This is a genomic window from Pontibacter sp. LHS1 (genome assembly GCF_058932855.1).
The window spans coordinates 25,258-39,223 of the sequence record NZ_JBZYWF010000004.1; the positions used below are offsets into that span (position 1 = coordinate 25,258).

11 protein-coding genes are annotated in these 13,966 nt (G+C 52.6%); 6 read left to right on the forward strand and 5 right to left on the reverse strand.

Translation table 11 applies throughout. The annotated features are described in order from the left end of the window. The first annotated feature begins 146 nt into the window (after nucleotides 1-146). Entirely contained in the window at nucleotides 147-1,247 is a 1,101-nt protein-coding gene (locus tag AC5FXQ_RS09325; RefSeq protein ID WP_493602201.1) for an endonuclease/exonuclease/phosphatase family protein, read from the forward strand. A gap of 72 nt (nucleotides 1,248-1,319) precedes the next feature. Here the strand turns inward: AC5FXQ_RS09325 and AC5FXQ_RS09330 are convergent, their stop codons facing one another. After that, nucleotides 1,320-1,511 carry a cold-shock protein gene (locus tag AC5FXQ_RS09330; RefSeq protein WP_007654403.1) on the reverse strand — a complete coding sequence of 64 codons (192 nt, stop codon included), beginning with the start codon at nucleotides 1,509-1,511 and terminating at the stop codon, nucleotides 1,320-1,322. A 385-nt stretch (nucleotides 1,512-1,896) separates the two neighbouring features. Here AC5FXQ_RS09330 and AC5FXQ_RS09335 point away from each other — a divergent pair, with 385 nt between their 5' ends. After that, nucleotides 1,897-4,131, forward strand: coding sequence for a hypothetical protein (locus AC5FXQ_RS09335; protein ID WP_493602202.1), 2,235 nt, complete (start codon nucleotides 1,897-1,899; stop codon nucleotides 4,129-4,131). Between the two features lie 115 nt (nucleotides 4,132-4,246). Here the strand turns inward: AC5FXQ_RS09335 and AC5FXQ_RS09340 are convergent, their stop codons facing one another. The 3 genes from AC5FXQ_RS09340 to AC5FXQ_RS09350 form a co-directional block, all read right to left on the reverse strand. Continuing rightward, on the reverse strand, nucleotides 4,247-5,113 hold the full coding sequence (locus tag AC5FXQ_RS09340) for an SDR family oxidoreductase (protein ID WP_493602203.1): 867 nt from the start codon (nucleotides 5,111-5,113) through the stop codon (nucleotides 4,247-4,249). Between the two features lie 117 nt (nucleotides 5,114-5,230). Further along, nucleotides 5,231-6,088 carry a hypothetical protein gene (locus tag AC5FXQ_RS09345; RefSeq protein ID WP_493602204.1) on the reverse strand — a complete coding sequence of 286 codons (858 nt, stop codon included), beginning with the start codon at nucleotides 6,086-6,088 and terminating at the stop codon, nucleotides 5,231-5,233. 125 nt (nucleotides 6,089-6,213) lie between these two features. Then, entirely contained in the window at nucleotides 6,214-10,170 is a 3,957-nt protein-coding gene (locus AC5FXQ_RS09350) for a DEAD/DEAH box helicase (RefSeq protein WP_493602205.1), read from the reverse strand. Nucleotides 10,171-10,388: 218 nt separating this feature from the next. Here AC5FXQ_RS09350 and AC5FXQ_RS09355 point away from each other — a divergent pair, with 218 nt between their 5' ends. The 4 genes from AC5FXQ_RS09355 (at nucleotide 10,389) to AC5FXQ_RS09370 (ending at nucleotide 12,931) form a co-directional block, all read left to right on the forward strand. Further along, nucleotides 10,389-10,883: a hypothetical protein gene (locus AC5FXQ_RS09355; RefSeq protein ID WP_493602206.1), complete on the forward strand. Its 495-nt coding sequence runs from the start codon at nucleotides 10,389-10,391 to the stop codon at nucleotides 10,881-10,883. Nucleotides 10,884-10,967: 84 nt separating this feature from the next. Beyond that, entirely contained in the window at nucleotides 10,968-11,135 is a 168-nt protein-coding gene (locus tag AC5FXQ_RS09360) for a hypothetical protein (RefSeq protein WP_493602207.1), read from the forward strand. A gap of 197 nt (nucleotides 11,136-11,332) precedes the next feature. Then, nucleotides 11,333-12,424 (forward strand): alpha/beta hydrolase family protein, encoded by a 1,092-nt coding sequence (locus AC5FXQ_RS09365; protein ID WP_493602208.1) that lies wholly within the window; start codon nucleotides 11,333-11,335, stop codon nucleotides 12,422-12,424. Nucleotides 12,425-12,448: 24 nt separating this feature from the next. Then, a complete protein-coding gene (locus AC5FXQ_RS09370; protein ID WP_493602209.1) occupies nucleotides 12,449-12,931 on the forward strand; it encodes an NUDIX hydrolase in 483 nt (160 codons plus the stop codon). A gap of 63 nt (nucleotides 12,932-12,994) precedes the next feature. On the opposite strand, the gene AC5FXQ_RS09375 is transcribed toward AC5FXQ_RS09370, so the two are convergent. After that, nucleotides 12,995-13,825, reverse strand: coding sequence for a hypothetical protein (locus AC5FXQ_RS09375; protein WP_493602210.1), 831 nt, complete (start codon nucleotides 13,823-13,825; stop codon nucleotides 12,995-12,997). Nucleotides 13,826-13,966: the final 141 nt, after the last annotated feature.

Sequence of the window (13,966 nt, forward strand, 5' to 3'; positions counted from 1 at the left end):
CTTTTTCTTTTGTACCGCTGAGCTTCCTATACTTTATAGCGAATACTTTAGACCCTGGTAAGAAACCGAAGGTACTTACAACAAAAAATTACTGTTGAAAGTATGCAGTATATCTTACTGTACCATACCTATTTGCTTGCACCCATATGAAGCTCACCCTCCAAATAGCCGGATTTGTTCTGACGCTATTTTCATTTCTGCCGCTCATTAAGTCCCCCTTGTGGTGGATCAGAGTGCTGGATTTTCCGCGCTTTCACGTGGCCATACTGCTGACAGGTGTACTTGTGGCCTACATCGCACTGTATGGTGTGACAGGTAGCACCGGTGAGATTGCTATGCTCGTGCTTTGGGCCCTGGCTATTGTCAACGAAATGCGCTTTGTCTACTACTTTACGCCACTTGCTTCCAGAGAAGCCCTGCGCACGGAAGTGCAGAAGCCCGCCAACGCTATCAGTCTGATGATTTCGAATGTGCGCATGACCAATAAAAAGTATGAGCAGTTCTTACAGCTCGTACTGCGTACCGACCCTGATATTGTGCTGATCAACGAACCTAACCATGCCTGGCATGAACACCTTCAGCCTGAGTTGGACAAGCGATTCCCTTATGCGATCAAAAAGCCGCTGGAGAATACCTACGGCATGCTGCTCTACAGCAAGTTCAAGCTGCTGGATAGTGAGATCCGCTTTATGGTGGAAGACGACATCCCTTCTTTTTATACAGTAGTGGAGCTGCCAAGCGGTCTGAAGTTCGACTTGTACACGGTGCATCCTCAGCCGCCGCGGCTTATGCAGAACACCGAGACCCGGGAAGCAGAACTCCTGATTGCCGCCAAGGCTGTCAAGAAATCACCGCGCCCTTCTATTGTAGCCGGTGATCTGAACGATGTGGCCTGGTCAAGCACCACCAAGCTGTTCAAGCAGATCAGTGGCATGCTGGATCCCCGGGTTGGCCGTGGTTTTTATAACACGTACAATGCTTACATACCACTATTCCGCTACCCCCTGGACCATGTCTTTTATGATCCTTCGTTCCGGCTTGTGCATATGGAGCGCCTGCCAAAGTTCGGTTCCGATCACTTCCCCATTCTGATCACGCTAAACTATGAGCCGAAGCATGAGGAGGAACAGCAGCCTCCTAAAGCAGATGCCGAAGACCATGAAGAGGCAAACGAACTGATACAGGAAGGCCTGGAAAAAGGTGAGGAGCGCAGCGAAGAAAAAGAAGCTGAAAACGGGATAAAATAAAAAACCCGCTCAGTAAACTGAGCGGGTCAAAATAGATGAATGCCCTGCCTAAAGGGCTATATGATCTTTAACTTAGATACGCTCTACGTTAATTGCATTCAATCCTTTTTTGCCATCTTTCACTTCGAAAGAAACACGGTCGTTCTCACGGATTTCGTGAACAAGACCAGTCTGGTGAACGAAGATGTCTTGGTTTGTATCGTCAGCAATGATGAATCCGAAGCCTTTCGATACGTTGTAGAATTTTACTTTACCTGTTTGCATGATAAATAATTGTTAATAATGGAAGCAAAGGTAAAAAATAAGTTCTTATAAATAACCAAATTCAGAAAAATATAATAAGCCGATCTGAATCAGAAACATAGCTGATCTTCCCGGTCCCTTATGCCCCATTAGTGCATGTGCATCCGGCAAGTCTTTTCGGGTACTCCATGCTATCCTGCCCAATAACCCTCCCACACGAGGTTCGTATAGCTAAAACGTTCAGTTACACTAAGTAAAAAGGTATAATTACCATTTTTTTGCTGCAAACTGAACAAGCGATTTGCCACTTTCCCGGCACCTGTTGTTGGGCTGTGGCAATGAGACGTGCTAATGGGTCTTTACCATTCCAATTAATCTATAACTATAAACTGAGGAGATCAGAACTATGAAAGAAAACGAAAAAAACCAATCATCCAGCCAGTCTGGAAGCATGTCCAGTGGCATGTCATCGGGCAGCTCCAGCCAAAGCGGCTCCAATATGGGTTCATCAAACCAAGGGAGCTCCGGCCAGGGAAACTCCGGCACAAGCGCATCATCCTCTTCAGGCTCTAATCCTACTTCCAAGAGCAGCAGCAGCAAGTCGGCTTCTTCTGAAAGCAAGACATCATCAGGCACCAAAGCTAAATCAGGCTCCAAGACTTCTGCCAAGTCTTCCGATTCCAAAACAGCTAAATCTTCTACTTCTAAAAGCGGCAAGAGCAGCGACTCAGGTAGCAGCAGTTCATCAATGGGCGGTAGCTCATCTATGGGTAGCAGCGACCAGAACTATGGCAGCCTGAGTGGTTCGCAGCAAAGCAACCAAGGCTCCGGCAACATGGGTGGCCAGCAAGGCGGCATGGGAGGTTATGGTTCGCAGCAGGGAGGAGGCCAGAACTCTGGCGACCAGCAGGGCTACGGCTCACAAGGTGGCTATGGCTATGGCTCGCAGAACAGTGGCGGCTATGGCGGCCAGAGTGGCTACGGCTATCAGGGTGACTACGGCTCATCACAGCAAGGCGGTGGCATGCAGCGCGGCTACGGCGACAGCAGTGGCTATGGTTCTATGAACCGGGGTGGCTCTGGCGGCGGCATGAGCGGTGGCTACGGCGGCTCTTCATCCCAGGGCGGTTACGGTTCTTCCTCTCAGTCTGACTGGGGCTCACAAGGTGGTTTTAACTATGGCAACCAGGGTGGTATGGAAGGCAACCGCACACGCTACCAGGACCAGGACTACGGCACGACACGCGGTGGGCTTCAGGGAGGCTATCAGGATAGAGAAGGCGACAGACAGGGAGGTATGATCTCCGGAGGCTCTTCTGGTGCATTCGGCACACAGGGTAACTCATCGCAGGGTAACTACGGCAGTTATGAAAGCGGCCAGAGTGGCAATTTCAGTAACCGAGGCGGCGGCTACACCAGCAGCAACCAAGGACCTTCTCAGAGTGGCTACGGCGGCTCGTCTCAGAGCGGCTATGGTGGTAGCATGAGTGGCCAGGAAGGCTATGGCTCCAGCATGACAGGCTCCGGATCATCCAGAACAAATATGCACGGCGGCTATGGTAGCCAAGGCAGTTACCAGCAAGGTTACGGTCAGGGTGACTATGGTCAGCGAGGCTCTCAAGGTGGCTACGGTGGTTCCTCCGGGGGTAGTGACATGCAGCGCGGCTATGGCGATTCCAGCGGCTACAGCTCGTCATCTCAAGGAGACTACGGTTCTATGAGCAGCCGCGGCGGCTCTCAGGGTGGTTACGGCAGCTCGCAAGGTGGCTACGGCTCCAGTGGCGGCATGGGCTCAGGTATGAGCGGCGGCTACGGCGGCTCGTCTGGTGGCAGTGGCTCCATGGGCGGTGGTTCTATGGGCGGCGGCTCTTCCAGAGGCGGCGGCATGAGCGGTGGTGGCTACGGCGATCGCGACCGTTATGGTTCTATGGGCTATGGCTCTTCCAGAGGTATGAGCGAGTATGACAGAGATGACTATGGTTCGCAGAGAGGATATGACTCCCAGAGCTCGATGCAGGGTGGTTATGGCTCACAAGGTGGCTACGGATCCCGTGGCGGCTCTTATAATGACGAGTATCGTTCATCTCAGGACCGCAATAGAGGCAGCCGTTCTTATGATGACAACTCTGGTTCACAGGGTGGCTACGGCTCTTCCCGCTACGGTTCACAAGGTGCCGACTACGGCGGCTCATCTTCGCAGGGCGGTTACGGTTCTATGAGCGGACGCAGCGGCTCGCAGGGCGGCTACGGTTCTTCTTCGCAAGGCGGCTACGGCTCCAGCGGCGGCATGGGCTCAGGTATGAGCGGCGGCTACGGCGGCTCGTCTGGTGGCAGTGGCTCCATGGGCGGTGGTTCTATGGGCGGCGCCTCTTCCAGAGGTGGCGGCATGAGTGGCTATGGCCAGAGTGGCTACCGTGAAGGTGGCTATGGCCAGGGCGGACGCGGCGGCGACCAGAGCCGTTATGGTTCTATGGACAGCGGCACGTCATACTACAGCGATAACCAGGGCTCATCTTCCCGCGAAAACTATCGCAGCGGCATGGGTGACCAGGATTACTCACAGCGCGGACGTTCCAGCTACGGCGACGACAGCAGCGGCTTCGAAACAAGAAGAAGCGACCGTTACCGTGATCTGGACTAACCAGCAATAAGCTAAAGCAAGAGCGCCTTCCCTGACTCAGGGAAGGCGCTCTCTTTTTATCGCTCTACAGTTCTTTTATATGCTGGAATTGGCAGACTATCTTATACCCGGCCAGTCAAAAGCACTCCTGATAATCCTGTGCAAATTGCCGGAAACTATGAGGGGAGCGACCTGTGATTTCCTGAACTGTATTGCTTACCTTAGCTGATTTACCGGCCTTGTACGCTGCGTATAGTTCCATTAAAGCATCGGCAATTGGCGCAGGTTTACGATGCGACTTCATGGCTTCACGGGCTGCCTCTTCGGGCACATCCACAAAGTCTACATGCTTGCCTGTTGCCTCGCCCAGCAACGTAGCCATTTCATGATGTGAAAGTGCCTCTGGTCCGGTTAGCTCATATATCTTTCCCAGGTGTTCTTTAGACAGCAGCACCTCCACAACTACTGCCGCTATATCTCGGGTATCGATGTAGCTTACCTTTCCCTCCCCTACTGGCATGTAAAATTTGCCATCACGTTTTATTGAGTCAGCACAGTGGTTCACGAGGTTTTGCATAAAGCCAGCTGGCCTAAGAATGGTATAGGGGATGCCGCTCTCTTCTACGTATGTTTCCATTTCACGGTGCCAGCGGCCGAGCTGTATACCTGGCTCAGCTCCGGCACCCAGTGCTGAAAGTTTCACGATATGTTTTACATACTGTTTCCTGGCCTCTTCTACCAAGTTGCGAGCCATCTCCAGCTGGTCTTCAGAAAGTGGCGTGATGAGCACGAGCACATCAATATGCGTGAAAGCTGCGTGCAGCGAGTTGGGGTCTCGGAAGTCGATCTCCACAATCTCCACACCTGGCAATCGCTTTAGGTTTTCGCCTTTGATGACAGAGTGTACTCCCGCCCGCACATTCACATCCTGCATGGCCAGTTGTTTTATCACTTCACGCCCTACCGTACCTGTAGCGCCAGTTACCAATATCGTTTGTCGCATAGTCTTATCTGTTATGAGGTATGTTAGCTATACGTACCAGGGCCTTCTACCGTGTCATTATACAGCTTTACTTATAAACCGATCATGCTGGTGATAGGTTAAAGGCGATGATGAAAGTTAGCGCTTCGGCTCAAAGCTAACCAGGTATAGCTTTCCATTTTCGTTGCTGATGAGCAGCTCTGTGGGCGACAGGTATAGCAAAGCCTCGGCCTGGCCTGTACGGCCCAGCGGCAGGCAGTAGCGCTTGCCTGTAAATTGTACCTGCTCATCTTCGGGCTCAAACAGGTATAGCCGCCCATACCCAAGCAAGGCAAAATCTTTTCCATTTGGGGCGCTGTCAGCAGCAGTGATCGCGGAACTGACACGCAGTTCTTCCTGCGGCTCCAAGGTATAGGCACCGCCTAAAGCGGGCAAGGTATAGCGGCGGGTGATACCCTTGCGGGCGCGGCTCTTGGTGAAAAGGTGCAGACTGTTAGTACGGTAAAAGAAGGCCTCCAGATCGAAGTGGCGCTCCCTGGCTTGCGGTGGAAACTCCTGCTGATCAGCGAAGTTGAAATAGGTAGTGTCCTGCACGGTCATCCCCTCCTGCTGCACCTTGAACACCCGCAGGTCGCGGCGGGCATTGGCGTTGTTGCCAAAGTCGCCTATATACAAGTTTCCCTTCCCGTCCTGCGCCAGCTCCTCCCAGTCCCGATTGGGCAGCGGCAATGGCACGGTTCGCAACAGCTCCCCCTTTAGGTTAAACAGGTATAACTCAGCCGGAAAACTACTGTCAGGGTGCGTCCAGAAGGTGCTGTCCGATGCATGTGCAAGTCCTGAACTCTCTTTAATATGGCTATCTAAACGCTCGATTCGCTGCACCTTCACCTTGTAATCTTTCCGCAGTCGTTCAAAGTCGCTGTTGCGCCTGTCCGCTCCGCAGCCACACAAAGCCGTTTGCAGGTAAACATACAGGGTGAAGAGTTTGATGAGCATTATTTAATTATTGATAGCTAATTGTTGATTGTTGCCAGCGCACGTATGGGCAGGTCGCTATGCCATCCCAACACGACGTTACGGTGTAACGTCGCTACATGATAACTTTCTAACTCTCAAACTCCTCAACTCCCCAACTCTCTAACTCCCAATCCCTTTAACTTTCTCACCAGCGCATCTTTGTTGGCCCAGAACTGTCGGCTGTAGATTCTTTGGAAAGGCCACTGCCTTTGCTGTAGTAGCCTGGGAATATCAGCGTGGGCATGGCGAACCGAGAGGTTGTTGAAGTATAGGTCATCATCGGTCAGTACGACGCTGCTATAGGTGCCTTCCTCCACTATGGTCAGGTCAGCAAAAGGCACAGCGGCTTGCAAAGCAGGCACCAGTTGGACCAGTTGCTCTTTTAGCATCGGCACCTGCGCCGGCATAGGTAGTACCTGCGGCTCGTACTTGAAATAGCGACGACTGACTTGCTGGGCATAGTGCAGGTAATCGCGAAGCAGCTTAGGGCCCGCGTGCTGTGAGTTGTCTACCAGCAACTGCTCACTCCGGATACTGCTCACCACGATGACCATCTGCCGGGCACGGGTGATCGCCACATTCAGACGGTTTTCGCCGCCTGCCTGGTTCAGGCTACCAAACTGCATCACCATGCGGCCTTTTACGTCAGGCGCATACCCTACCGATAAGATTACCACCTCCTTCTCATCCCCCTGCATGTTCTCGATGTTTTTCACCGTTATGGTTTGCGGCAAGGCTATACCTTGCAATTGGGTTTTTTGCTCCAGCAGGTCCTGCACCAGCATCTGCTGGTTGTAGTTGAAGGTGATCACACCTATATCCTGTACACCACTCTGCAACAGCTGAAGCACCTGCTCTACCACTTTTTCAGCCTCTGGCAGATTGCTGTTTTGCTGCCATAGGCCCTGTACTTTCACGAACTGAATAGCAGGCTGGCGGGCATTCACATCCTGCAATTCAGGTATAAGCTCCAGGCGGTTGCGATAGAAGTTGCGGTTCGAAAAATCGATCAGCTCCGGGAAACGGCTGCGGTAATGCTGTGTGAGCATGGTCTGCGGCAGGTATAGCCCACAAAGCTGCAAAAGCGACTCCGCCGTCAGCTCTTCTGGTTCTTCGTCACCGTTGCCGCCCCAGCGTGAGCGGTACAGGTCTGATGGCCGCAGCTGCTGCTCGTCGCCGGCCACTACCACCTGTTGCCCGCGCAGCATGGCCGGTATACCTGTCTCAGCAAAGCACTGGCTAGCCTCATCAAAGATCACCAGATCGAAGCAGCGCTCCAGCGGGAACACCGCCGATACCGTTTCGGGCGATGCCAGCCAGCAGGGTGCCAGGTTCAGGATCTCTTCGCTGAACAGTTCGAACAGTTTGCGGATTGGGTACAGGCTGCGCTTTTTGCTGACCTGTGCATGCAGGCGGCGGTAGGTCACAGCATTGCCCAAGCGGTTGTACTCCATTTGCCGGTAAGTCTGCTCTCGCAGCCGCGACAGTACGATTTCCTGACTCAGGTCCTGCTTTTGCTGCAGAAGGCTCTGCAGTTCTTGTTCTATGCGGTCTAGCTCGCCGCTGTCGGGCATGCGCAGTTCGGGGCTCTGGCTTTCGAGCTCGTGCAGCCATGCCAGGTACAGACTGTTCAGGAACAGCACTTCTCCGGCTTGTGCGGTGGCTATACCTTCGTGCAGCACCTGGCGGCATACCTCCCGTTCGGCTACAGTCAGTGTGCTGTTCAGTTCGTCGTAGGCCACCATTTGCTCAAAGTACTGTTGCAGGTTTTCCAACATCAGCTTGCTGTAGCCTTCCTGTTCTGTCAGCTTTTCTATCTGGGTTCTAGGCAGCCACTGCTCCCACTGGCCATAGCGCTGCTCAAACACTTGCAGTGCCTGCGCCAGGGCCTGCAAGTGCCCTGACAAGTTCGTCTCCAGCCACATCTTTTCGTGCAGCACACGCTCCCGATGCAGCTGCTTGAGCAGTTGGTGCGCCTCCAGGGCCTGCTCTGCTACCTCCAGCTTTTGCAGCATCGGTGTTGGGTTATCTTCCAGTCGTAAGGTATAACCAATGCTCTTGTTAATGGCTTTGATCAGCTCCTGTGCCTGCTCCCGTAGTTCGATGCGCCGCTGCAGTTCGCCTACTCCCCTGGGTGTCAGTTCAAGCTTGTATTTGCCCAATGCCTGCTGCAGCACTTTTTTATCCTGCGAGAAAAACCAGCCTATACCTTTCAGGAAATCTTTCTGCTGCGCCTCATAGGCTGCGATGGCCGACTTCACCAGCGTCAGTTGCTCGACAGGTATGGCTGCGTCCGGAGTGGGGCACACCAGGTATAGCCCTTTGAGCTGTCGCACCAGTTTTTTCAGTTCCGAAGCTTTGGCCTGCTTGCGCAGTAGCGGTTGCAGTACTTCGGGCACCCCTTCCTGCTCGAGCATGTGCTGCAGTTCGTCCAGGGTATCGTAGGCGGTGCGGTAGCGCTCCAGGCTGCTGAGTTCGAAGTCCGAACCGCTGAGTTGGCTTATCCCTTGCTGCAAGGCGCGGTACTGCTCAGGCAGCGCCTCAATGGTGCGCTCCAGTTCCTGCCGCTGCGGCCAGCCAAAGCCCTGCATGCTGTGGCGCTCTTTCCAGATGAAGCCAGGCTGCTCCAGCACAATACCCTGCTGCAAACAAGCACGCAGACGAGGCAGAAAATCATTGATAGTATCCGCTGTAAACTGCCTGAACACCTCCGGGAGCCGCACGTGGGGCTGCTGCAGGCTGCAGCGCAGGTATAGCTCTTTGGGCGACCAGCCGCAACGACTGCTGTCGAACAGGGCAGTACGGAAAGCCTCCAGCTTTTGCAGGCACTGGTTGATGGCGCGGCTCACTTCCAGGAAAGTGCGGTCGGTGTAAATGCTGTTGAGGGCGTGGTTCTGTTTCTTGTATTCCTCCAGTTGGTCTATTTGCAGCAGCAGTTGCTGGTAGATGTTTTTGCGGTCGGCGTTGATGTCGTGCACCAGGGCGGCAAAAGGACCGAGCCCCGCTGATGACAGGCGCTGGTGCACCACGTCGAGGGCGGCACGTTTCTGGCTCACCACCAGCACCCGTTTGCCCCGGGCCGTAAAGTCCGACACCAGGTTACAGATAAGCTGCGACTTGCCTGTGCCCGGAGGCCCCTGCACCACCAGCGAGCGCCCCTGCTTCACCTGCTGCAAGGCGGCCTCCTGCGAAGCATCCATGGCAAAAGCGGTAAAGGTATGCTGCGCCTGTGTGGCTGCCTGGCTTATACCTGCATCGGGTGCCGCGAACAGTTCTTCCATCTCCTGCAGCCCCTCACGCTGCAGCAGCTCATCGTAGTCGCTTAGCAAGTAAGAGGCAGCTTGCGGATACAGGCCCAGCACAGCTTCCTGCTCCAGGTATAGCTGGCCGGGTTTCAGGTCGGCTTCATAATCAGCTTTGCGGAAATCGTGGAATGGCTTGAGTTTATCCGTAAAAAACTCACGGCCTGCGTGCACCGACAGCTGGTTCTCTTTCAGCAGTTCGTATACCTGCGTGCGAAACTCCAGCGGGTGCGTGGGCAGTGTGCCCAGGTCGAGCTCAAGCAAGGGTTCGGCCAGCGGTGTGCCCATGTAGTGCGCGTAGGCCAGCACAAAACTCTGGTTGAACTGCGCCGGCTGCGACGGATCAGGTATAAGCTCCCACTCCTGCTTGCCATTTACCTGCAGCTGCACCGGAAAGAACAGCAGCGGGCAGCGCACGGTGGTGCCATCGGCGAACTTGCCATGCACAAAAGGCCAGCCCAGGTATAGCTCCCGGCTACCGCGCTCCTCCAGTATCAGGTCGGCTTTGCGACGGATATAGCGCAGTCGCTGGCTCACTGGCGTCACGGGGGCATAGCGACTGTCGGCAAAGGGAGCCAGCACAGCGGTTTTGCCACTGATCACCTTCTCCAGCACATGGAAAGCGGGTTTGTTGTTGATAAAATCCAGCTCATTTACATCGAGGTGCAGCTCACGCGAAAGCCGCAGCAGCAACAGGGCTCTGTTGCCGGCGCTCAGATTAAGCAGACGATGGCGGTAGCTTTTGAGAATGGATTTCATAAAGTGTATTGCTCCGAAAACGGATGGATTTGCAGAATAGTCTGTAGCTATACGGCAAGTCGGCAGCATTACGGCAAGTTAACATGAATTTAGTGGACTTGGAAGCGATAAGATCGTCATCATTCCGGCAGCGAGTCCGTAAAATAATTTATAAGACCCTGTTTATTAAATGGATACAGCACATATAAGGTTAAAATGACTGCACAGTTCTCTTACTAATGAATCCGATCAGAAAATTCAGATCGCTCTATGCGCTTCCTTCTTCTGAAGTAAGCATGAAACCTACTGCCATCAGTGCAACAGCCTTGCTTACTCCATTTCTCTATACCTTCACACTGGTTCATGTTTTACTTGGCATTGTGTTTTATTTTCAGGATAAAAGCCTCTTCTACAACTATACCACCGAAGACGGCTATATCGAGTATTCCACGTCACTTTTTCTGCTTGCCACTTCACTTTACTGCTTTTATGAGGCACCCAGGATGGACGGCAGATGGGCCATGGCTTTTTATTATGCCGCGGCTGCCGTGTTTTTCTTCGGTTTTGGCGAAGAGATATCCTGGGGGCAGCGCCTGCTGGGCTTTGAGGTTCCTGATGAGCTGGAGAAGATCAATCCGCAAAGTGAGCTCACCTTCCACAACATCCATCTATATGGCGTGAACCTGAACAAGCTTGTATTTGGCAAGATGCTGTATGCAGGGGTGTTCTTTTAATTTCTGGGTTTCCCGCTGCTATACCGGCGCTGGCAGTGGTTCAGGCAGCTGGCGGACAAGATCCGGCTCCCATTGCCGAGCCCTTTGCAAACGCTGCTATATACGCTGGCCTTTCTCAGCCTGCTGCTTATAAGGGATGGGAAAAGTTGGGAGATACAGGAGTTCCTGCTCGTCAGCTTCATTTTCTACGCCTTCCTGATGCCACGCAAAGGGACCAATCTTCACCCGAGTCGTAGCCAAGACGGCTCTTAACCTGTAAACTGCATAAACCCAATAGGTAAGCCCTGCCGCTTAACCTATAGTGCATATTTACCCGTATGGAATAAAAATTCCTGTAAAGCTATTTTGTGCTTTTGTGATCTGCTTTCCTTATAACATTTTCACCTGAACAGCAGTTGTAGTATCACGCACAAGCTGTAGCTTGCATCCGATTTGCACTGACATTTACTATGAAAAAACCCATTAATCTGCTCCTGTTCCTCGGGCTGATCCTCACGCTGCTGTCTGCCTGCCGCAAAGAGCGGATGGAGAAGGAAGTGGCTCGTATGGATGAGTACACCACCTCCAAACAATACCCTTCCAAGTTTGCCGACGAGAGTATTCAAAAGTGGAAAGAGCAAGTACCTGAAATACAGGAAATCAAGATCAAGTCTACAATCGATGGCAATGAGCAGCCAGCGCTGTTCTATACCTCCGAAACCACTGGACCCCGCCCCTTGCTGGTGATGCTGCACAGCTGGAGCAGCGAATACCTGCAGGAAGTGAGCATTCCCTTTGCGCTTTGGTCCAAAGAGTACGATTGGGCCTTTATACACCCCAACTACCGGGGCAAGTTTGATAAACCGGAAGCCATGGCATCCGACCTAGCGATACAGGACCTGGTGGATGCCGTGAATTATGCCAAAGCAAACGCTGAAATTGACGAGTCGCGTATCTACATACTGGGGTCTTCCGGTGGTGCCATGACAGCCTTGGTGGCAGCAGGGCGGCATCCTGAGATATGGGCCGGTGTAGTGGCCTGGGTCCCTGTGTTCGACCTGGTGGATTGGTATGCTTTCAGCCAGAACTACCCGCACCGTGACTACAACCGACACGTAGTAACAGCCTGTGGCGGGGAGCCTATACCTGGCACGCCTGCCGCCGAAGAATGCAAGCGCCGTAGCCCAAGCACCTACATCCACAATGCCAAAGAGGTCCCGATCTTCCTGGCGCATGGCACAGTCGATGTTCTCGTGCCACCTGACCACTCCATCAGGGCCTTTAATATACTGGCCAATCCTGCCGATACCATCTCCCAAAAGGAAATTGACTACATCCTGGAAGAGCAGGCCCTGCCCGAAGGAATGGAAGGCGCTACTACCCGCGACAAATATTTCGGAGCGAAAGACCCCAAAATTGTGTTCGTGCGGGAGTCAGCCAATGTCAGGTTAACGCTGTTTGAAGGTGTGCACGACATGGCCTATAACCCCGGCCTGCTTTGGCTGAACGAACAGCAGAAGAAGATGCCAGCCCCTCCGGCCGAGCCTGTGGCTGGTCAGTGATCATTAATTGGATAGATCAAAGTAATGTCTGACGCTTCAAAAAAAGAGGAACACGCCAAATCTGGCCTGCCCACGCTAGAGCAGGTATCTTCCGGTGGCGTGGTGTTTCAACGTGGGCCTTCAGGTATAGAGGTGGCTCTGATCTCGGTTGGCAAACCTGCCCGTTGGCAGCTACCCAAAGGTATAGTAGACCCCGGCGAGACTCCTGAAACGACTGCCGTACGTGAAGTGCAGGAGGAAACTGGCGTGACAGCCACGCTGGTTGAGAAGATCGATACGATTGAGTACTGGTATGTGGGCAACAAGGCTGGGCAGCGGGTTCGCTTTCACAAGTGTGTGCTTTTCTACCTGCTCGCTTACCAGTCAGGCGACATCGGCCAGCACGATTGGGAGGTGAATGAAGCCCGCTGGGTAGACCTGCAAGCGGCAAAAGAGTTACTCTCTTTCAAGAGCGAACGCCAGGCACTGGAAAAGGCGGAGCGGCTGATCAGTGCAACACAGCAGTAAAGCTTGATTTTGGGCCTGTCAGCTAGCTACAGGTAAATTAACCGGCACGGCTTCACGCATAGTCTATATCGCAAGCTTTACGTTATAGGACACGCCTTTTTCTTCATAGAAAATGTAGAAGAAGTTTTCGTCAAAAGACGCTATTCTGAACTTGTTATACCTGCTCGCTCCTTGCAGGTCACCATCCAACACTATCACGCCATTCTCACTCTTCACCTCCCGTAGTTTGAATTTATACTTGGAAGGATATACCGTCATGTCGTTTGAGCCGCTCTTGAAGCTTGCTTTTTCTATCACATTGAATTCTGTCTTGCCAGCTACTCTTGCTTTGAACTCTTCAACGTTTAGTAATTGTGTTGTATATACTGCTCCTGAAAGAAATGTCCCGGCAGTTGAGCTGGTGCTGTGGTTATGAATGTTAAAACTGTTTGCCACGGTATGGTGCTGCGTCAGGTATATGACATTCGCTCCCATCATTGCTGCAACAATCTTGATTTTGCGGAATGCGCGGTCCTTTACTGCCCCCATATCAGAGAATAGCGTTGCACCCTGGGCCGCCGAGCTGATTTCTCCTATTTTAAACAATCCCTTCACATCTCCTTCGAGCTGTGTTACAGTCACGTTGTCAAAGTCATTTCTACTGCTTACTTTTTTGAATGCGGCCGCTTCCGTGAATGCCTGCACACGTCCATTGTGGAACACTATTTTCTGCACAGCATTCCTGTACACTGAATTGATCAACTCCTCTCCTACATGGGAATACTTCACCGTCTCAGGAGTTATTTCTTTTACTATGCAAGGTATGGTTGCGCTAGTCGTGAAAAGTGTGTCGGTTTGAGCATAGCTGTACTGCGCTGCAAGCAGCAACAGAAGAGAAAGTAAAAGATGTTTCATAAAGTAAAATGGTCGCCGGCAGAGGACTGCAAGGTGGGCTGTTGTTTGTTTTTCAAATGCTTTTGCTGTTGGCAAATATAGTATATATCTGCATTGAGAAAGACAATACCCTCTGCAAATTTCACACTATGCATTTCGTGG